A 22004-nucleotide genomic window follows, 5' to 3' on the forward strand; every position below is an offset into this window, starting at 1 on the left:
AAAGCTTCACTAGAAATAGTGAGGCTTTTTTGTTTTTATAGGGTTTGTAGTGCTTTATTACCAATAGATGATATTCCAGGAAGGTTAATTGGTTTACAGGTTGGACAAGATGCTTTTAATTTTGCATTACCTTATTTTAAGACAGATACTAAAACCAATAAAGATTTTCGCGTATACCCAAACCCAAGCATTACAAAAGAGTTTTATATTAGTAATAGTAGTGAAGCAGACATTTATAATGTGTTTGATATACAAGGAAAGAAGATAAAAACCAAAGTTTATTATGATAGCACAAAGGAGGAAATTTTAATAAAGCTACCTAAGACTATAGTGACCGGCATTTATTTTTTAAGAAGAAATAGTGATTCAAAACTATTAATAATAAGAAATTAATTTAATCTAAAAAAATTAAAGGTGGGCAATTATTATCAATCAAAAAATCAAAAATTAACCTTTATGAAACTATTAAAAAACAACCTGTTAATATTGGTTATAGTACTGTTTATAGGTGCTATTTGTGTGTAAAAGCTAAAAAAAATAATGCAGAAAATATAGCGTTAATGAGTTTACTAGATCGTATCGCTCCTAAGCATCAAAACGATTTTGTATTTAATAAAATTTCTACTGAGGAAGAAAAAACGTATTTGAAATTGTTTCCAATAACGGAAAAATCGAAATATCTGGAAGCAATCAAGTGAGTATGGCTAGTGGATTGAATTGGTACCTGCGTTACTACTGCCATGTACTAGACTTACAATTTAAGTTTATAACAGTATATACTACCCGTTGAACACTCTTAACTAATTAGGCTAAAACTCGTCAAAATTATTTTAAAAAAATTTGTCATGTTAATTAAATATTATATTATTGCATTATGTATTACATAATACTTAATACAATAAACTAAAATATTTAACTAATTCAAATCATTTAGTATGAAAAAAAGAGCGTTTAATATCAATTATTTGATATTTATTTTGCTTTTTTCTTTGCCAATTTTAAGTTTTGGTCAGGAAAAAACAATTACAGGAACTGTAGTTTCAGCTGGAGATAGTTTGCCGTTGCTAGGCGCAACAATTATAGTGAAAGGCACTGCTACAGGGGTATCAACAGATTTTGATGGAAATTATACCATTAATGCTAATGCAGGAGATATTCTTGTATTTAGTTATATTGGATATGCATCCAGCGAAATTACTGTAGCAAACGAAACAGTCATTAATGTGTCTTTAACCGAAGATACTGCAATGCTAGACGAAATTGTTATTACAGGTTATGGTAAGCAAACCAGAGCCACATTAACAACTTCGGTATCAAAACTAGATACACAAATTTTAGAAACATCTACAAGATCTAATGCAGCAACAGCTTTACAAGGGACAATTGCTGGTTTAAGAGTAACAAACACTACGGGGCAACCAGGGGCAACACCTTCAATTGTTTTACGTGGCGGCACAAATTTTGATGGGTCAGGATCTCCATTAATTCTAATTGATGGTATTCCTGGGTCTTTTTACGCTTTAAATTCAGACGATATTGAATCTATTGAGGTATTAAAAGATGCTGCAGCAACGGCCATTTATGGTGCTAGATCTGCTAATGGGGTTATCTTGGTAACCACCAAAACGGGTAAGATTGGAAAATCTTCTATTAACTATAGATATAAATATAGTACTAATAATGAAAGAAACGACCAAAAATATATTGGTGCAGCAGATCATATAAACTATAACAGACAATCTATTGCTTGGTTTAGAGAGGTTGCTGGTAATGCTGGAGCTTTTGGTGCTTTCTTAAATGGAAACCATAGTGCTGCAACCGGTAATAATACGACTAACGATCCGTTTACTACACAGCTTTTAACTGCTTCAAACCAATATTTATTAAACCAACCTGGATGGATGTCTATTCCAGATATTTTAGATCCAAGTCAAGACATTTTATTTTTCGATAATAAAGGTGTTGGCGATCGTATCTATCAAAATAGTGAATCAAAAGACCACTATTTGTCTTTTGATGGTGGTAACGAAAAAGGGACTTACTATTTAGGTTTAGGGCTTTTAGATAACGATGGTTTAATTTTAGGCTCAGGATTTAAAAGATATTCAGGTAAATTTAGCGGTTCTTATCAAGTAACCGATAATATTAGAGTAAACTCGAATATATTATATTCGCATTCTAATTTAAGCTTAAGTCCTTTAGGTGGAGAAGATACTGTTTTTAGAAGATTCCAAGGACAAGCTTCAACCTCAAGAACTTTTGATAGTAATACTGACGGTACTTGGTCTGACCAATATGCAGTAGGACAAAACCAAGGCTTTGGTAATCCACTATACTACCAAGATAAGTTTGTTAGAAAAAATTTAGAGCAACGTTTATCGGCATCGGTTGGTATTAATTGGGATATTATTGAAGACTTAACCTTAGCTGTAACAGGAAGTCATTTTACAATTAATAATCATAACGAAAGTTTTAATAGAGCTTACCGCGTAGGTAGTACTACAGGACCTTTACGTACAGGTCGTGAAGCAAGTGTGAGTTTAGGAAGAACATTAAGAAACCAATTAACAGGTACATTAAACTATACTAAAAAGTTTGGTAACCATAACTTTAACGCCTTAATTGGTGCGGAGTATTTTAAAGATAATGGCTTTAGTACGTTTGCAGGAACAAGGAATTCACCAACAGATTTAATTGAGACGCTTAATGCAGGTGCTGAAGCTGATGGTATTCCTTCAAGCTTTGAATCTGAGTACGTGATATCATCTGCTTTTGGTAGATTACTTTATGATTTTGATGATAGATATTTATTTCAGTTTAATTACAGATATGATGGTACTTCAAGATTGGGTAATAATAAATTCGACTTTTTTCCAGGTGTATCTTTTGGATGGAATGTTCATAACGAATCGTTCTTTGAAGAGTCTTCATTAAGCAACACTATTTCCAGGTTAAAACCAAGATTAAGTTATGGTGTCGCTGGTAATATAGATGTATTAAGCAATTATGGCGTTTACGGGTCTTATGGTGAGCAAGGAGTTTACAACGGTCAAACAGGTTATGCAAATTCTTCTTTACCAACGTTAGATTTATCATGGGAAAAAGCAACCACATTTAATGCTGGTTTGGATATCTCATTTTTAGATAACAGGGTTTCAATCATAGCCGATGTTTATTCTAGAGATATTAAAGATAAATTAGCAAACCTTACATTACCTTTTTATACTGGTTTTAGTAGTATATTAACTAATAACGGAACCATTAGAAATAAAGGTTTTGATTTACAAGTAAACGCTGATATTATTAGAAATGATGATTTATCATGGAATGTGGGCGCTACGTTTACATCCTATAAAAACTATGTGCAGAAACTGCCTGAAAATGATAACGATTTAAACAGACAGGGCGGTACATTAATTTGGAACCCTGATACACAGCAAGAAGAATGGGTAGGTGGTTTCCAAGAAGGACAACGCTCTGGACACGATCTAGTTGTAGCTTTCGAGCAAGCAGGTATTTATGCTACACAAGCTGAAGCCGATGCAGATAACGCTATAACTGATAACTTTATGCCTGGAACTAGCCGTAACAAACGTTGGGCAGGAGATGTAAAATGGGTAGACCAAAATGGAGATGGTGTAATTGATGGTTTAGATAGAAAAGTTATTGGGCGTACCACTCCAGATTTTGTTGGAGGTCTAACAACAAGTTTAAAATATAAAAACTTTAACCTATTTGTTAAAACAGACTTTGCTACGGGGCATTTAGTTTGGAATCATATTAGAAACAAAGGCTATGGACAAACACAAGGTAATTTAGCACAACCAATAGAAGTGTTGGATTCTTGGACACCAACTAATACAGAGACAGATTGGCCACGTTTTGTTTTTGTTAACGGAGCAAAAAATGTATGGAGAGGTAATGAAGGTGCAAGTAGTTTACAAAATTTTGCTAATAATAAATTCTGGGAAAAAGGAGATTACTTAGCATTGCGCGAAATAACTTTAAGTTATAATGTACCAACAGAACATTTTAACGATGTTATTAAAAGGTTAAACATATATATAACAGGTACTAACTTACATTATTTTAAGAGTATGAGTGGTGATACACCAGAAGTTGGTGGCGTGCAATATGGAGAATTTCCTGTTCCTAAAACATTTACAATAGGACTTAACGTAACATTTTAAATTTTAAAAAAAATGAAGAAGTATATTTATATATTTATCGCTGTAATGACTTTTGGTGCTTGTGAAAGCGAACTTGAATTAACAAGCCCTAGTCAATTAACAGCAGCAGGTTTTTGGGATACTGAAGAAGGTGCAAAAACCGCACATACAGGATTGTATGCAAACTTAAGATCATCAGCAGGAACGTTATGGTTATTAGGAGAGATTAGAAGTGATATTTGGGGAGGACGAACTTACGAATCACCTTCAAACGAATCATTAATCGAATCTAATATTACAATTGCTACAGCACCTTTTGGTGGTTGGGCAGGATTGTACACTAGAATTCATAGAATAAATGACTTTTTGGTAAATGTACCAAATGTAGCATTTAACGATGAATCAGAAAAAAGTCATTTATTGGGACAAGCTTATGGATTAAGAGCTTTATACTATTACACCTTACTTAAAACTTGGGGCGATGTACCAATTATTTTAGAACCATTTACGGATGTAGATCCAGCTGGTTTAAGTAGAGCAAGATCGTCTCAAACTGAGGTAATGGCGCAAATTAAATCTGATTTAGCAGCATCTTTAAGTGCTTTCGGATCTGATGATAGCTATTGGGAAGGTAGTAAAGTATTTTGGTCTAAGGCTGCAACTTTAGCACTTAAAGGAGATGTGTTTATTTGGTCTGGAAACTTATTAGGTGGTGGAAGTGCAGATTTTACTGAAGCCAAAACAGCTTTACAGCAAATAGCATCTTTAGGTGTGAGTTTAGAACCTAGTATTGATAACCTGTGGGGTGTTGGAAATGAAGGTAACAATGAGTTTATTTTTGCATACCAATATAAGCAAGACGAAGCAGAGAACTTTTATAATAGCTTAACAGGAAGAAGTACAGAAATAAACCCTCAGTTTGATAGCATGGGGAATTCTATGAGTAGTTTTATTATTGCTGGTGCTAACAGATATGGTCAGTCTGAGAAAACGATTTTATTATTAGATGATAATGATGATGCACGTAAAGAAGCTACCTTTATTAGACTCTATACAGATGATAATGGTGGAGCTGGTTATCCTACATATAGCGAACCTACATACTTTGGTTCTATATTTAATAAATTTTTAGGACAAGTAAACGGAAGTGAACGTATTTTTGAAAACGATGTACCATTATACAGGTATGCAGATGTTGTTTTACTTTTAGCTGAAGCAAAAAATTTATTAGGAGAAGATCCATCGGGGGAGATTAATCAAATCCGAGCTAGAGCATACGGTGCAAATTATGTGCCTGCAATACACGATTATGTTAACAGTACACCAACAGATAATGCCAATGCTATTTTAGACGAGCGTTATAAAGAGTTTATTGGAGAAGGTAAACGTTGGTGGGATTTAAGAAGGGCAGGAGATAGCTTTGTAATAAATAATGTAAGTTTTTTATCATCAGGAGATGAATATAAATTATTACTTCCGATCACTGAAGATATGATAGGTCGAAACCCTTTATTAGATCAAACCTTTGGTTATACAAATTAATCATTATATAGTTTCATTAGTTAGTTTGAGTTAGTCAAAAAAGAGAGTTTTAGTTAAAAACTTCAACTCTCTTTTTTATTTTTTAAAAGCTTAAAACTAACAAAACACAAGAAAATTATTAAGTTCGCTTTATGAAACTTCCATAGCGAGAATTCGATTCCCAGGGATATGATTATATGGAAGCTACATGTGACCATTGAATAGCAATAATTATAACACATGAAATTAAAAAATTTAATAGCTGCAGCTTATGCACCTATGTATAACGATGGATCGTTAAATACTGTTAAGATTAAAGATTACAGTCGGTTTTTAATCCATAATAAAGTTTCAGGAGTATTTATGAATGGCTCTACTGGAGATTTTACTTCATTATCTACTGCAGAGCGTAAAGAGATAACTTTAGCTTGGTATCAAAATAAATCAGAAGATTTGTATTTAATTGATCATGTTGGGCATACAAATTTAAACGAAGCAAAAGAATTAGCAGCTTATGCTGCCGATAAAGTAGATGCTATTTCAGTATTAGCGCCATATTATTTTAAGCTAAATACTATTGAAAAATTAGTGCAATATTGTAAAGAAATTGCTGCTTGTGCTCCAAAACTTCCTTTTTATTATTATCATATCCCTGTATTATCTGGAGCTAACTTTAATATGAACGAGTTTTTAAAGAAAGCAGAAAATGAAATACCAAATTTAGCAGGAATAAAATTTACAAATAACAATTTAATTGATTACCAACATAGTAAAAAAGTAGCAGATGGAAAGTTTAATATGCTTTTTGGATATGACGAATTGTTTATAAATAGTTTGCCAATGGGAGCAACAAGTTGGGTTGGTAGTACTTACAATCACTTAGCACCGTTATATTACAAAATAAAAGATCTTTTTGAAAAAGGAAAAATGATTGAGGCGACAGAATTACAAACCAAAGCTATTAGATTTGTTGAAATTTTAGATAGTAAAGGCGGATTTAATGGTGTGGGTAAAGGGTTTATGAGAGTGTTAGGTATAGATTGCGGACCAAGTAGATTTCCGCATACTACATTAACAGTTGCTAATTATAAAATAATTAAAGAAGAGCTAGATGCTATAGGTTTAGCAGACATGTTTAGCAAAAATATTTAGTAAATTAGATTTAGATAGATGTCTAATTTTAAAAAGCCAGCTTTAAAACAATTTAAAGTTGGCTTTTTTATACTTTGTGATGAAATGAAGGTAAAAAAAGAACTAAGATTTAACCATATCTAATATTCTCTCAAAGTGCGGTTCAAGATGATTTCTCATCGCTTCTCTAAAAGTTTCAGCATTACCATTCTTTAATATATTTAATAAGTCTCTGTGCGTTACAAATATACCTTTTGAATATTTATAGTCTTTTGCACCTTTAGGCATATTATCGTGTACATAATTAAATACTGGTAATAATAAATCTTGAAACCTTTGTAATGTTGTATTGTTAGACATCTGGTAGAGTTTTCCATGAAAGGTAATTTCATGCTCCAAACTAAAAAAACTAGTATGTATGTTATCCTTTTCTTGTTTGGCTACAATTTTATCCAACTCTTCAAAGTCCTCTTTAGTCTTTCTAGCAAACAACAGATCGGCCATTCCCATTTCTAAAATCAATCGAAGCTCAAAAATATCAGTTAAAGCTTCTTCTCCTAATAAATTATACTCAATTGCTTTTTCAAAATTCTGAATAATATCGGGTTGAGTTAGCACCATGCCACTACGTTTTTTAGACTGAATTACGCCAATGGTTCTCAACCTTAAAAGAGCTTCTCTTATAACAGTGCGGCTAACCCCAAGTGCTTCAGCAAATTCTAATTCTTTAGGTATAGAATCGCCAATTTTTAAATTATTTTCTTTAAAATATTCTTTTAATCTAAGCTCTACTTTATCCACTAACGATAAGTTTTCAAGTGGAGCGATTTTGGTAAGTTTGGTTTTCATTTAATTTTTTCGTTAAAAATATGAAATACAAATACAATATTTCTTATTTTTGTATTATGTCATACATATAAAAATACGGTATTATAATTAAAAATAAAAGGCTAATATAAAAAATCTTATTCGGATATGAATTTTTCTACATTATATAAAAATACTTTACTAGATGATATTATTCCATTTTGGGAGAAGTATTCAATCGATAACGAAAATGGAGGGTATTTTACATGCATAAATACTAACGGAAATGTTTATGATACCGATAAATTTATTTGGCTCCAAGGCCGGCAGGTGTGGACGTTTTCGATGCTATACAACAAAATAGAAAAAAACGAGAAATGGCTGGCCATTGCTAAAAACGGCATCGATTTTTTGCGTAAATACGGCATGAATGAAAAAGGCGATTTTTATTTTTCTGTTACAAAAGAGGGCAAACCTTTGGTGCAGGCCTATAATATTTTTTCCGATTGTTTTGCAGCCATGGCATTTAGCCAATACGCCATTGCATCGGGTGACGAAGAGGTAAAGGAATTGGCTAAAAAAACGTATTTTAATATTCTTGGTAGAATTGATAATCCGAAAGGGAAATACGAAAAAAACACAGACACCAGGCCATTAATGGGATTTTCGTTGCCCATGATATTGTCTAATTTGGTGTTGGAGTTGGAAGCTGTTTTAGATGCAGACGAAGTTGAAAAAACAATAGATTACAGCATCAATCAAGTTATGGAGGTGTTTTTGGACAAAAAATCAGGTTTGATTTTCGAAAACGTTTTACCTAACGGCGAGCATCATGATAGTTTTAATGGGCGTTTGTTAAATCCGGGTCACGGTATTGAAGCCATGTGGTTTATGATTGATATTGGCGTACGAAAAAATGATAAAGCCCTTATCCATAAAGCAACACAAACCATTCTAAACATTTTAGAATATAGTTGGGATAAAAAGTACGGCGGAATTTACTATTTTATGGATTCAAAAGGGCATCCGCCACAACAATTGGAATGGGATCAAAAACTATGGTGGGTCCATTTAGAAACCTTGGTGGCATTAGCAAAAGCTTACGAGCATACCCAAAACCCTGATGTTTTAAAATGGTACCATAAAGTACATGACTATGCTTGGTCTCATTTTTCAGACCCTGAAAACGGCGAATGGTTTGGGTATTTAAACCGCCAAGGTGAAGTACTTTTAGATCTAAAAGGAGGCAAGTGGAAAGGCTGTTTTCATGTGCCGAGAGCCATGTACCAATGTTGGAAAGCTTTTGAAAACATTGAAGCTAAAAAACAATAATAAAATCTAAAATATTAAAAAGATGATAAGAAGTACTGTTTTGTTAATGATGATTGTATTACTCAGCTCGTGCAAGGGAAAAGTTAATACAGAAAAAAAGGAAAATACCGAAGCTGTAAAGGAAACTCTAGAATTTGTAGCTTTATTTAATTCAGGTATGGAAGAAGGGGTTGCTTGTTACAGAATTCCAGCAATCGTTACAGCACCAAATGGCGATTTAATAACGGCTATCGATCAACGTGTTCCGGGTTGCGGCGATTTAAAATGGAGTAAGGATATCAATATTATTATACGCCGAAGTAGCGATAATGGCAAAACCTGGACACCCATTGAAATGGTAATTGATTTCCCTGAAGGCAAGTCGGCTTCAGACCCATCAATGATTGTCGATAAAGTTACAGGCGATATTTTTATGTTTTATAATTACATGAATTTAGATGCCGAAAAAGACATTTACTATTTACATGTTATGAAAAGTTCGGATAACGGAAAAACTTGGAGCAAACCCGAAGATATTACCTCGCAAATTGCAAAACTCGAATGGCATAAGGATTTTAAATTCATAACCTCGGGTCGTGGTATTCAAACACGCTCAGGAAAATTATTGCATACCATGGTAAATTTAAATAGCGGATTGCATGTGTTTGGTAGCGACGATCATGGTAAAACATGGTATTTTATTGATACGCCAATTCAGCCGGCAGACGAATCTAAAATTATTGAACTTGCCGATGGTACTTTAATGATTAACGCAAGAGTAAACGGCAAGGGCATGCGTTACGTACATACCTCGAAAGACGAAGGAAAAACTTGGAAAACAAATCCAGTTCCAGAATTAATCGATCCTGGTTGTAATGCCAGTATCATTCGCTATACTTCAAAAGCAGATGGTTATGATAAGGATAGAATCCTTTTTTCCAATGCGCAATCTGAAAAAGGACGCGTAAACATGTCAGTTCGTATTAGTTATGATGAAGGAAAAACGTGGAGCGAAGGAAAAACAGTATATTCAGGGTCATCGGCATATTCATCATTAACCATTTTAGAAAATGGAGATATTGGATTGTTTTTTGAAAAGGATGAATACAAAAATAATGAGTTCTTAAGCTTTTCATTAGATTGGTTAACCGATGGAAAAGACACCTACAAGAAACCATAATGCTTTAATAAATGTCTATAAAGTTTATTTGTTTTATTGCATTCTCACTTACATTGATTTTGCCAACACAAGCTCAAAAAATTAAAGTAGCTTGTGTTGGCAATTCGGTTACTTATGGAGCGGGTATTAAAGATAGGGCTGTAAACTCCTATCCCGCGCAGTTGAAAAAATTATTGGGTAATAACTACCAAGTGGCTAATTTTGGGTATTCCGGGGCGACCATGCTGAAGAACGGACATAAACCCTATTGGACAAAAAACGAGTTTAAGCAATCCCTAGATTTTGCCCCAAACATGGTTGTTGTCCATTTAGGATTAAACGACCAAGGCAACAATAACTGGCCAAAACACAAAGATGAATTTATAGCCGATTACTTGGAAATGATTGCGGTTTACAAAAAACTGCCATCAAAACCCAAAGTGCTTATTTGTAAAATGACACCCACTTTTTCGGGACATCATTGGTTTGAAGAAGGCATGCGTGAAAATTTTAAAGACATTCAAAATAAAATTGAAACCATTGCTAAAACGGCTAATGTCCAGCTTATAAACCTGCACGAACCGCTGTATCGTTTTCCGGAGTATTTTCCGGATAATTTACATCCAACGGAATCTGGCACTACCGTTATCGCTCAAAAGGTTTATGGCGCCATTACAGGTGATTTTGGTGGTTTAAAACTACCAAAATTTTATGGCGAAAACATGGTCTTTCAGCGTAACGAATCCATTGTTATTTCTGGAACAGCGAATGCGAATGACGAGGTTTTGGTAAATTTAAATGGAGAAAAATCTAAAGTAAAAGTTTCAACAATTGGCGAATGGCAAGTGACACTTCCCGCTATGAAAGCTGGTGGACCTTTTGCCTTTGAAATCCAATCGCAACAATCCGAAAACATAAAGTTCAAAAAAGTATACATTGGCGAGGTTTGGTTGGCATCGGGACAATCTAACATGGACTGGAGAGTAAACCAATCTAAACACGCCAAAACAGTTTTAAAAGACTCGCTAAGTCCCAATGTTTTTGTGTTTTCAATGGATCCAAAGGTTTTAAACGGTCGTGTTTTTACTAAAGAAGAATTGGCCCTTTGCAACACAAACGATTATTTTAGGTATTCAGGATGGAGCAATACTAAAGATGATATTTTAGAAAACTTTTCGGCCGTGGCTTATGTCTATGCCTATAATCTTCAAAAAGAATTAAATGTGCCTATTGGTGTTATTTGCAATGCCATTGGAGGTTCGCCAATGCAAAGTTGGATAAGTAGGGAACGCATGGAGCAAACGCACAAAACCATAAGTATGTTAAATGATTCGTGGCAAAATCCGTTGACGGACTCTTGGGTTGCTCAACGAAAATCCGAGAATTTTGGATTCAATAAAAACTTAAACGCAAGGCATCCGTACGATCCTACTTTTTTATTTGATTCAGGAATTTTACCGCTCACAAACTTCAATTTTAAAGGTGTTATTTGGTATCAAGGCGAATCAAATGCAGAACGTGTCGATTTGCACGAGCGATTATTTAAAATGTTAATTAACGATTGGCGTATTCATTTTAAAAAGCCCGAACTTCCTTTTTATTATGTGCAATTAAGTAGCATTAATCGCCCAAATTGGGGCGTGTTTAGAGATTCGCAACGTAAATTGCTGGCTATTGAAAATACAGGAATGGCAGTGTCTTCCGATGTTGGTCATGAAACAGATGTGCATCCAACTCAAAAGTGGATTGTTGGCGAACGATTGGCCAAAGTGGCATTGGCAAAATCTTATAATAAATCGATGGCCTTTTCCGGACCTTTACTAGATTATGTTAATGTAATTGGCAATACATTGGAAGTCCATTTTAAACATGGCGAAGGTTTAAAAACTGTTGATGGTACTGCCGTAAAAGACATAGAAATAGCTGGGGTCGATAAAATTTTTGTAAAAGCAAATACAGATATTAAAGGCAGCACACTGATTGTTTGGTCCGAAAACATTAAAAATCCACGATATGTAAGGTATGGCTATGCGTCCTTTACCAACGGTAACCTTATTAATAAAAGCAATTTACCAGCATCCACTTTTTCAAATTTAAACGAATGAAATCATGCTAAAATTAAGAACTCTCTTTGTATTAAGTTGTTTTGTAAGCATTTTTATGAATTGTTATGGAATACAAATTGAATCCACGATTTCTGATAAATACCCTATCATTCCAACACCTAAAGAGATACGTTATGGTAGTGATGAAATCCAATTTGAGCATATCAACATTCAAGCCACCGATTTTGAAAATGAAGGACGGTTGCTCGCTGGTTTTTTTGAATCAAAACAGATTAAAGAAGATGCCAAAGGTCTAACTATCGAATTGAAAAAGGGTAGTACTGAAAACGAAAACGATGAAGCTTATTCATTAACCATTTCAGATAAAATAGTCATTACCGCTACTACCCACAAAGGCATTTATTACGGTATTCAAACCTTAAAGCAAATCTTTAGAAAACAAAACAAAAAAGGCGTTTTCCCAAAGCTTACACTTAGCGATTGGCCGGTATTTAAAATTCGTGGTTTTATGCACGATACGGGCAGAAATTTCCAATCGGTTTCCCAGTTAAAAGAGCAGATTGAAATTTTGGCACAATACAAATACAATGTGTTCCATTGGCATTTAACCGATAATCCGGGGTGGCGTTTGGAAAGTGAAATTTATCCGGAATTACAAGCAGAACATGCCACAACAAGGCAAAAAGGCAATTTTTACACACAAGAAAATTTTAAGGATATCCTTGAATTTTGCAAAGCCAGAAACATAACCCTTATTCCGGAATTTGATATTCCAGGCCATACCGATGTCTTTAGAAAAGCCTTGGAAATTGATGAAATGCGCGACCCGAACGTAAAACCTGTTTTGTTGGATTTGTTTCAAGAATTAATGGGTTTAACTAGCGCCGAAGATGTGCCTTACATTCATATTGGGACGGATGAAGTACGGAATGATTTTGAGCGGGTTTCCAACGATGTTATTTTTGAAATTATGAACTTAATTAGAAAAGATAATAGAGAAGTTATTGTTTGGAAAGAAGGGATTGTGGTAAAAAGAGATTCCACTTCCATCAATCAACTTTGGGCCTATCACGAAGGACGAAAAGGACATCGTTTTATAGATTCCAGAAGTAATTATATCAATCATTTAGACCCTTTTGCGGGAATGGCACGCTTATATTTTCAACAGCCAACCAGACATCCAAAAGGCGATTCGTTGGCACTTGGCGGTATTTTAGCGGCGTGGCCAGATAATAATATTAACCACGAACGCGATATATTGATACAAAACCCTATTTACCCTTCCATGGTATTTTATGCCGATGCCATTTGGAATGGCAGGGCAAAAGACTATCCAGAATATTGGGCAAAACTGCCTCCAAAAGATACCCAAGAGTTCAACGATTTTAAGGCTTTTGAAAAAAAGGTAATTACCCATAGGGATTTGTTTTTTAAAGGCAAAGAATTTCAATACATCACACAAACCGATAAACATTGGAAACTTATCGGGCCTTTAAATCATAAAGGTAATATAGAAAAATCATTTCCCGTTGAGGAAAGTATAAAAGACACTTACAGTATAGGCGGAAACCCATATATTTGGACGGATAATCACACAGGTGGCACCATTCATTTAAAACATTTTTTCGCATTTCCGGCGGTTACCGAAGCAAAACAAGGTACCTATTATGCCTACACCAATATTTATGCGCCCGACGATAGAATCCAAGAATTTTGGGTCGGCTTTCAAGGATGGTCGCGCTCGGGCGGCAGACGCGTTGGCCCTTTTCCAAATCAAGGCGATTGGCACACCACAAAACCGAAAATTTGGGTAAATAATACAGAAATTGAACCACCAATTTGGAAACAACCAAATTTAGGCACAAAAACAGATGAAATCCCGTTTATCGACGAAGATTATTTCTATAGAAATCCAACCAAAATTCATTTAAAAAAAGGTTGGAACAAAGTGCTTTTAAAAATTCCCCAAGACAGAAACTCATGGAAATGGATGTTTACCTGTATTCCTGTAAATATTACCGAAAATGGTGTTAGGGAAGTACCTGAATTAAAATATAGTACTAAATTTGAGAATAACTAATGCGTTTCGAAATGAAAAAAATACTGATTGTTCTTTTACTGGTATGTGCTAATATTGGATTTGCCCAAAAATATTCAGAGCATTATTACAAACGGAAAACATTATTTGAAAAGGAGGCGGATACAAAAAACGAAATCATTTTTTTAGGGAATAGTATAACCGAAGGTGGCGATTGGAAAGCCTTGTTTCCTAACAAAAATGTGGTAAACAGAGGAATTAGTGGCGATGTTACCGATGGCATTTTATACAGATTAGATGAGGTTACAGCATCAAAACCTTCAAAAGTATTTCTATTGATTGGTACCAATGATATGGCACGCGGAAAAAGTGTGGATTATGTTTTAGAAAACACTGAAAAAATCATTTTGCAAATTAAGAACCAATCTGAAAATACAATCATATACTTGCAAAGCATCCTGCCCATCAACCCCAATGTGGGCCAAAAGTTTTCCGGACACAAAAACAACCATCAAAAAATCATAGAGGCTAATAAACGCTTAAAAGCCTTAGCAAAAACACATCAGATAAAATACATCAATCTGCATAAAGCCATGCGAAATGGCAAAAAGCACATCAAACCAAAATACACTTACGATGGGTTGCATTTAAGTGAAACCGGTTATATAAAATGGAAGAAAGTCATTAGTAAATACATCAATTAAAATGAATACTAAACCACGCCCTTACGTGTTGGCCGAAACCAATTGGAAAACCGTAAAAGATGAAAATTACACGGTTGCCGTTTTGCCTTGGGGCGCTACCGAAGCCCATAATTATCATTTGCCTTATGCAACAGATAATATTTTAGCGGAAGCGGTTACCATTGAAGCGGCAAGTATAGCGTGGAGCAACGACGCAAAAGTTGTGGTTTTGCCCACTATTCCGTTTGGCGTAAATACGGGACAGTTGGATGTGCCCTTGTGCATAAACATGAATCCCAGCACGCAGTTGGCTGTTTTAAAAGATATCGTTGATGTGCTGCATCGCCAAAGCATTCAAAAATTAGTTGTGGTAAATGCACATGGCGGTAATAATTTTAAACAGATTATTAGAGAGTTATCGGTTGAGTTTCCAAGTGTGTTTGTCTGTGCCTTAAATTGGTGGCAAGTCGAAAACGGTAGTGATTATTTTATTGAACCCGGAGATCATGCCGGTGAATTAGAAACAGCGGTTACCATGCACATAACCCCGCATTTGGTATTGCCATTAAGCAAAGCAGGTGATGGCGCTGCCAAACAGTTCAAATTAAAAGGCCTAAAGGAAGGTTGGGTTACGTCGCAACGTCAATGGACATCGGTTACCGAAGACACTGGTGTTGGAAATCCTAAAAAAGCAACCCAAGAAAATGGCGCACTTTTTTTCAAAGCGGTGAGCCAAAAAATAGCGTCTTTTTTTGAAGAACTGCATCACGCCGATTTAGATGATATGTATGAGTAGTTCTTAATATAATGAAACGAAAATTACAATAACATAGTTTCCAGCTATATTAGAGTATTAAATAACCTTACTTAGAATATAATAAATTAAAAATATCATTAAAATGAAAAGTTTTAAATCACTAATATTTATTTCAGTAATTAGTTTGGGAATACAATTTTTACAAGCCCAAACGCTCGATCCTGTTATTGAAAACCCAGACGTTATTGGCATTAATAAATTAGATACTCGAGCCACTTTTTTTCCTTATAATTCCTTGGAATTAGCGAAAGAGGATAACTTATCTAAAGCTGAAAACTACATATTGCTAAATGGTATTTGGCAATTTAATTATAGTGAAGCTCCAGAATCAAGACCAGCCGATTTTTATAAAGAAGATTACGATACCTCAAAATGGAATACAATTAAAGTACCATCAAACTGGGAAGTAGAAGGTTTTGGGATACCTATTTATGTAAATACAACTTATCCGTTTCAAAAGGGAAAATTAAACCCACCAGATATTCCGGATGGGCACAATCCTGTAGGGTCTTATAAGCGCACGTTTAACATCCCAAGTAATTGGGAAGGAAAAGATGTTTATATTCATTTAGGTGCCGTAAAATCTGCTTTTTATATCTGGATTAACGGTAAAAAAGTAGGATACAGTCAAGGCTCGAAATTGCCGGCGGAATTTAATCTTACAAAGTTCGTTAAACCCGGAAACAACAGTATAGCTTTAGAAGTGTATCGTTGGAGCGATGGTAGTTATTTGGAGTGTCAGGATTTTTGGAGAATTTCAGGAATCGAGCGCGATGTCTATTTATACGCGAGACCAAACGTGCAATTAGCAGATTATTTTGCAAAAGCAGGATTGGAAAACAACTATACAAATGGCGTTTTCGATTTAACGGTCGATATTAAAAGCATTGATGCTAAAAAACAACGCGGTACAGTGGCAGTGGAAATCACAAAAGGCAATCGAAAGGTTTATAACGCTTCCACAGCTTACGACTTAGGACCAAAATCAGATATAACCTTAAAATTTAATAAAACCATTCCGAAGGTAAAAACATGGTCAGCTGAAATTCCAGAATTATATCAATTAAATATCATTATTACAGATAGAAAAGGAAACGTTTTAGAGGCAATTTCTAGGAAATTAGGATTTAGAACTTCTGAAGTAAAAGATGGTCAGTATTTAGTAAACGGAAAACCGATTTTATTTAAGGGGGTGAACCGACACGAGCACGACCCCGATACAGGACATGTTATTTCTAGAGATGATATGCTTCGCGATGTTCAGATATTTAAAGAATATAACATAAACGCAGTAAGAACCTGCCACTATCCAAACGACCCTTATTTTTATGAGTTGTGCGATGAATACGGTATTTATGTTATAGACGAAGCCAATATCGAATCGCACGGTATGGGTTATGCATTACACAGAACTTTGGCGAACGACCCAAAATGGTTGAAATCGCACTTAGAACGTGTGGAGCGTATGGTGCAAAGAGATAAAAACCATCCGTCTATCCTTATTTGGTCTTTAGGAAACGAAGCAGGAAATGGATATAATTTTTATAAAGCATATTTATTAGCAAAAGAGTTGGACGAAACAAGACCAACACAATACGAACGTGCGGTTTATGAATGGAATACCGATTTATTTGTTCCCATGTATGCCACTCCAGAAGATGTAGAAAAGTATGCAACAAATAATGATTTCACAAAACCTTTAGTGCAATGTGAGTTCGCACACGCTATGGGAAATAGTATGGGCGGTTTTAAAGAATATTGGGATTTATTTGAAAAGTACGATAAATTGCAAGGTGGTTTTATTTGGGACTATGTAGATCAAGGTTTAAGAACCGTTAAAAATGATAAAGAAATTTTTGCATACGGTGGTGATTTTGGGCCAGAAGGCACACCAAGTGATAATAACTTTTTAAATAACGGATTGGTACAACCAGACAGAAGACCCAATCCACATATTTATGAAGTAGCCCACATTCATCAAGATATTAAGTTTTACGAAAATAACCTTGCTAATGGTCTTATCGATATAAAGAATTGGTATTTCTTTAGAAACTTATCAAACTACAAATTGAATTGGGAAGTATTAGAAAATGGAGCTAGTGTTGAAACGGGAACTATTGATGATATTGTTACAGCACCTCAAGCTAAAAAAGTAACTAAAATTCCTTTTAAAACACAATTTAAAGCAGGTGTAGAATATTTATTAAATATTTATGCTGTTTTGAAAATAGACGAACCTTTATTAAAAGCGAATCATGTTTTGGCTTATGAGCAGTTTCAATTGCAAGAAGGACATTTTCAAATTCCAGATAAAGCAACCACACCTGTAAGTCATAAAACTAAAGGGGATGTTATTACCGTTAACGGAAGTAACTTTAAAATTGCGTTTAATAAAAAAACGGGAATGTTAACAGACTATAATTATAAGAATGAAAGTCTGTTAAAAAGTGGACCAGAAGTTAATTTTTGGCGTGCACCAGTAGATAATGATTATGGTGCTAATACTCAATTACTATATAAAGCATGGAAAGATGTAGGCATGTTAGGTACAGTTACGACAGCTGCAAATCTACTATCAAAAAGTGATGTTGAAATTGTTTTTACTAGAGATTTGTTTGAAGGCGATGCACAAATCGTTATAACTTATTTGGTAAATGGTAATGGAACTATAAAAGTAACCAATGAGTTAAAAGCAATTAAAGGAAAACATTCTAACTTTTATAAATTTGGAAACAAATTGGTTTTACCTGAAGCATATAAAAGTATAACCTACTATGGAAAAGGACCTTTTGAGGCTTATGTTGATAGACAACATGCGGCTAAATTAGGATTGTATAAGCAAACTATTGAAGAGCAATATTTCCCTTATATCCGTCCGCAAGAAACAGGAAACAAATTGGACGTACGTTGGATAACTTTAACAAAAGCAGATGGTTCTGGAATTAAGTTTTTAAGCAACACACCATTTCATTTTTCAGCACTTAATTTTAGTGAAGATGATTTACATACTGGAGATAAAAAAATGCAACATCACGCTGGAGAAATTGATTCGAGAAAAGAGGTTTTTGTAAATATTGATGGTTTTCAACAAGGTTTAGGTAGTATAAATAGTTGGGGAAGATTGCCAATGGAGCAATATAGATTGCCTTATCAAGATTATTCATATTCATATTGGATGATGCCGTTTGATAAATAAAATACATTATGGGATTAATACATTAGCATCAGCTTTTGTGATTTACTACCTATAAATACCGAAATAGGTAAATATTCAATTTAATTATAATATTTTTTATTCATTGTTATACTAAACAAAAGTATTTAAATATGTATAACATAATACAATAAATTTATTTTCATTAACTTAGTGGCATAATTTTACATACGAAATAAATTTTTGTTTTGTAAAAATGATTCAAGCAAAAAAAATGGAAATTTAATTTGGAACCAAAAAGTCTATTATTTAAGAGTATTTTAAAATGAAGAAAATTCAGAATGCAGTAATCTTACTGTTTATAATTTTAACGTTTATTCCAGCTTTTGGTCAAGAAATTTCCAAATTAAGCATTAAGGACTTACCTAGTTTGCCAGCAGAAAAAGCGAATGTTGAATCGCTTGGTTACGCGGGTATGTTGGGAGGTACTCATAATGGCGTTATCATTGCTGCAGGTGGTGCAAATTTTCCTAATGGATTGCCATGGGAAGGTAGCGAGAAAGTATGGAGCAAAAATATTTATATTTTTGAAAACGACCAGTGGCGATTGTCTTTAACACAATTACCAATACCACTTGGGTATTCGGCATCAGTATCAACTGAAAAAGGGATTTTGTGTATAGGTGGTAATAATGATTCTACTGTAAGCGACAGGGTTTTGCTTTTTGCTTATGATGCTTCCTTAAAAGAAGTGAGTATCTCTGAATATCCAGTATTGCCAGAACCATTAGCATTTTCATCTGCCGTTCTAAACGATGATTTTGTATATGTGGTGGGTGGTAAAAATACTAATAATAGTACAAATTCATTTTATAGGTTAAATTTAAAAGAAGCTAAAAATTGGGAGAAATTAACCGATTTCCCCGGTTCTCCAAGAGCGCTTCATTGTATAGCAACCCAAGAAACACAGACCAATAAAAAGTTATTTGTTATTGGAGGAAGGAATGAAGTGTCTGGGCAAAAATCAGAAGCACTGTCCACTTATTTATCTTATGATTTTAAAGATCAAACGTGGCAAGACGAAGGTAACCTTGAAATTGATGGTAAAGCTAGAGTTTTGATGGGAGCTTCGGCTGAAACAATGGGCTCCATGCACATTATGGTTTATGGCGGAAGTGATGAATTGCTTTTTGATGAGCTTGAAAATATTGGCTTGCAGTTACGAACCGTAGAAAATGATTCTTTATTCACCGAATTAATAAATAGGAGGGATGATATTTTAAATAATCACTCAGGGTTTTCAAAAGATATTTTGGCTTATAATTCCATCACAAAAAAGTGGTTTGTTTATGATATGCTACCATCAAAAATTCCTGTAACAACATTATCATTTAAAAATAAAGATGGTTTCTTTATCGTTTCTGGTGAAGTGTCACCAGGAATTCGTACACCCAAAGTGCAAAGTTTTAAAATTGCAGATGCGTCGCATCCTTTCGGAATTATAAATTATAGCGTACTTGCGTTATATCTTTTAATATCAGTTTTAATTGGTCTTTATTTTGCACGTAAACAGAAATCTACAGCAGATTATTTTACTGGTGGCGGTCGCATACCCTGGTGGGCTTCTGGTTTAAGTGTTTTTGGAACCTTATTAAGTGCTATAACTTTTATGGCAATTCCAGCAAAAGCATTTATAACAGATTGGTCTTTCTTTTTTCTTAATATCACGGCAATTTTAATAACTCCTGTTATCGCTTTTATTTTTATTCCTTTCTTTAATAAACTGAAAATAAAAACGGCTTACGAATATCTTGAGGGGCGTTTTAATTATACAGCTCGTGCCTTTGGTAGTTTGTCTTTTATTCTATTTCAATTAGGAAGGATAGGCATTGTTTTGTTGTTACCTTCTTTAGCTATTTCAATTGTAACTGGAATCCCTGTTGAGACAAGTATTCTAATCATGGGAGTACTCTGCATATTTTATACAACTTTTGGAGGCATTGAAGCGGTGATATGGACAGATGTTATGCAGGTAGTTGTGCTTCTTGGAGGAAGTATTTTGGCAGTGGTATGGATTATATTACATACCGAAACCTCATTTGTTGATATGATATCTTATGCCTCTGAAAGAGATAAATTCAATATTACCAACATGGAACTAAACTTTACAGAGTCCACATTTTGGGTAGTTTTTATTGGTGGTCTTGCTTCTGCCATGGTTACCCAAGGTACAGATCAAACCATTGTACAGCGATTCTTAACGAGTTCTAGCGTGAAAGATTCTCGAAAAACCCTGTATACCAATGCGGTACTTACTTTACCAGCTACCATTATATTCTTTGGTATAGGAACGCTATTATTTATATTCTATACCGAAATGCCTAACGAGCTTTCACCTGCTATCTCCAATAATGATTCGATTTTTCCATGGTATATTGTGCGTGAATTACCCATAGGGGTTTCGGGTTTACTAGTTGCTGGTATTTTTTCTGCTGCTATGTCAAGTATTAGTAGTAGTTTAAATTCAGTTTCAACAGCCTATTGCAATGATTTTCATTTACATTTTAAACCCCAAGTAGCCGATGTAAAACTATTGCGAATTGCTAGGTTGGTAACTACGATAACAGGGGTGCTTGGTGTTTTGTTGGCTCTTTGGATGGCGGGTTCTAATATTAAATCGCTTTGGGATCAGTTTTATCGTTTTTTAGGGCTTTTTACAGGAGGTTTAGGGGGTATGTTCCTTTTGGGAATGCTTACTAAAAAAGCCAATACTAAAGGTACATTATTGGGCTTACTGATTAGCGCCATTTTTATTTGGTATATAAGTGTCTTCACAGAAATAAGCTTTTTAATGTATTCCTTTTTTGGTGTAGCTTCATGTTTTGTTTTTGGTTACATTTTTAGTTTGATATTTCCTGTGAATAAAAAAGCATAAAAAGAGATATTTTATAACTTTTTACTACTAATAGATAGTTCGGGTGCAAATTATCTATTCAACTGGAAAACAAAAAAGAATGGACTAATATTTGAAGCCATATAATTACAACTAGTACATAATAAAGACTTTAATTTATTACCGAAGGGAAATAAGTTTAAGATGGTATTATAAATTGTTAAATTGATAATATTAGGTATTAACCTTATTTTA

At 34.3% G+C, this 22004-nt stretch carries 15 protein-coding genes; 14 read left to right on the forward strand and 1 reads right to left on the reverse strand.

The window, feature by feature from the left end; all coding sequences use genetic code 11:
• The first annotated feature begins 18 nt into the window (after nt 1-18).
• The 6 genes from RG22_RS17700 (at nt 19) to RG22_RS14595 (ending at nt 6842) form a co-directional block, all read left to right on the forward strand.
• The gene (locus tag RG22_RS17700; RefSeq protein WP_162183655.1) at nt 19-393 is read left to right on the forward strand and encodes a T9SS type A sorting domain-containing protein; all 375 of its coding nucleotides are present in this window, start codon (nt 19-21) and stop codon (nt 391-393) included.
• 167 nt (nt 394-560) lie between these two features.
• Complete coding sequence (locus tag RG22_RS14580; protein WP_156113394.1) at nt 561-698, forward strand: hypothetical protein; 138 nt, start codon at nt 561-563, stop codon at nt 696-698.
• Complete coding sequence (locus RG22_RS18290) at nt 677-790, forward strand: alpha-N-acetylglucosaminidase N-terminal domain-containing protein (protein ID WP_420804788.1); 114 nt, start codon at nt 677-679, stop codon at nt 788-790. The genes RG22_RS14580 and RG22_RS18290 overlap by 22 nt, the downstream gene beginning before the upstream one ends.
• A gap of 145 nt (nt 791-935) precedes the next feature.
• Entirely contained in the window at nt 936-4190 is a 3255-nt protein-coding gene (locus RG22_RS14585) for a SusC/RagA family TonB-linked outer membrane protein (protein WP_034044601.1), read from the forward strand.
• Between the two features lie 12 nt (nt 4191-4202).
• A complete protein-coding gene (locus RG22_RS14590) occupies nt 4203-5711 on the forward strand; it encodes a RagB/SusD family nutrient uptake outer membrane protein (protein ID WP_034044603.1) in 1509 nt (502 codons plus the stop codon).
• Between the two features lie 219 nt (nt 5712-5930).
• The gene (locus tag RG22_RS14595; RefSeq protein ID WP_034044604.1) at nt 5931-6842 is read left to right on the forward strand and encodes a dihydrodipicolinate synthase family protein; all 912 of its coding nucleotides are present in this window, start codon (nt 5931-5933) and stop codon (nt 6840-6842) included.
• Between the two features lie 102 nt (nt 6843-6944).
• On the opposite strand, the gene RG22_RS14600 is transcribed toward RG22_RS14595, so the two are convergent.
• Complete coding sequence (locus tag RG22_RS14600) at nt 6945-7670, reverse strand: FadR/GntR family transcriptional regulator (RefSeq protein WP_034044606.1); 726 nt, start codon at nt 7668-7670, stop codon at nt 6945-6947.
• A 126-nt stretch (nt 7671-7796) separates the two neighbouring features.
• Between RG22_RS14600 and RG22_RS14605 the strand changes: the two genes are divergently transcribed.
• From RG22_RS14605 to RG22_RS14640, 8 genes are all read left to right on the forward strand, one after another.
• On the forward strand, nt 7797-8960 hold the full coding sequence (locus RG22_RS14605; RefSeq protein WP_034044608.1) for a n-acyl-d-glucosamine 2-epimerase: 1164 nt from the start codon (nt 7797-7799) through the stop codon (nt 8958-8960).
• Between the two features lie 22 nt (nt 8961-8982).
• Complete coding sequence (locus RG22_RS14610; RefSeq protein ID WP_034044609.1) at nt 8983-10119, forward strand: sialidase family protein; 1137 nt, start codon at nt 8983-8985, stop codon at nt 10117-10119.
• 11 nt (nt 10120-10130) lie between these two features.
• Complete coding sequence (locus RG22_RS14615; protein ID WP_034044611.1) at nt 10131-12203, forward strand: GDSL-type esterase/lipase family protein; 2073 nt, start codon at nt 10131-10133, stop codon at nt 12201-12203.
• A gap of 4 nt (nt 12204-12207) precedes the next feature.
• Entirely contained in the window at nt 12208-14244 is a 2037-nt protein-coding gene (locus RG22_RS14620) for a beta-N-acetylhexosaminidase (RefSeq protein WP_081997739.1), read from the forward strand.
• An 11-nt stretch (nt 14245-14255) separates the two neighbouring features.
• Nucleotides 14256-14906, forward strand: coding sequence for a GDSL-type esterase/lipase family protein (locus RG22_RS14625; RefSeq protein ID WP_034046145.1), 651 nt, complete (start codon nt 14256-14258; stop codon nt 14904-14906).
• 1 nt (nt 14907) lies between these two features.
• Entirely contained in the window at nt 14908-15681 is a 774-nt protein-coding gene (locus RG22_RS14630; protein ID WP_034044615.1) for a creatininase family protein, read from the forward strand.
• 103 nt (nt 15682-15784) lie between these two features.
• Complete coding sequence (gene lacZ, locus RG22_RS14635; protein ID WP_034044616.1) at nt 15785-18898, forward strand: beta-galactosidase, LacZ type; 3114 nt, start codon at nt 15785-15787, stop codon at nt 18896-18898.
• A 283-nt stretch (nt 18899-19181) separates the two neighbouring features.
• Nucleotides 19182-21791, forward strand: coding sequence for a sodium:solute symporter family protein (locus tag RG22_RS14640; protein WP_034044617.1), 2610 nt, complete (start codon nt 19182-19184; stop codon nt 21789-21791).
• Nucleotides 21792-22004: the final 213 nt, after the last annotated feature.

It is taken from the genome of Wocania ichthyoenteri Th78 (assembly GCF_000789235.1).
Lineage (GTDB): Bacteria > Bacteroidota > Bacteroidia > Flavobacteriales > Flavobacteriaceae > Wocania_A > Wocania_A ichthyoenteri.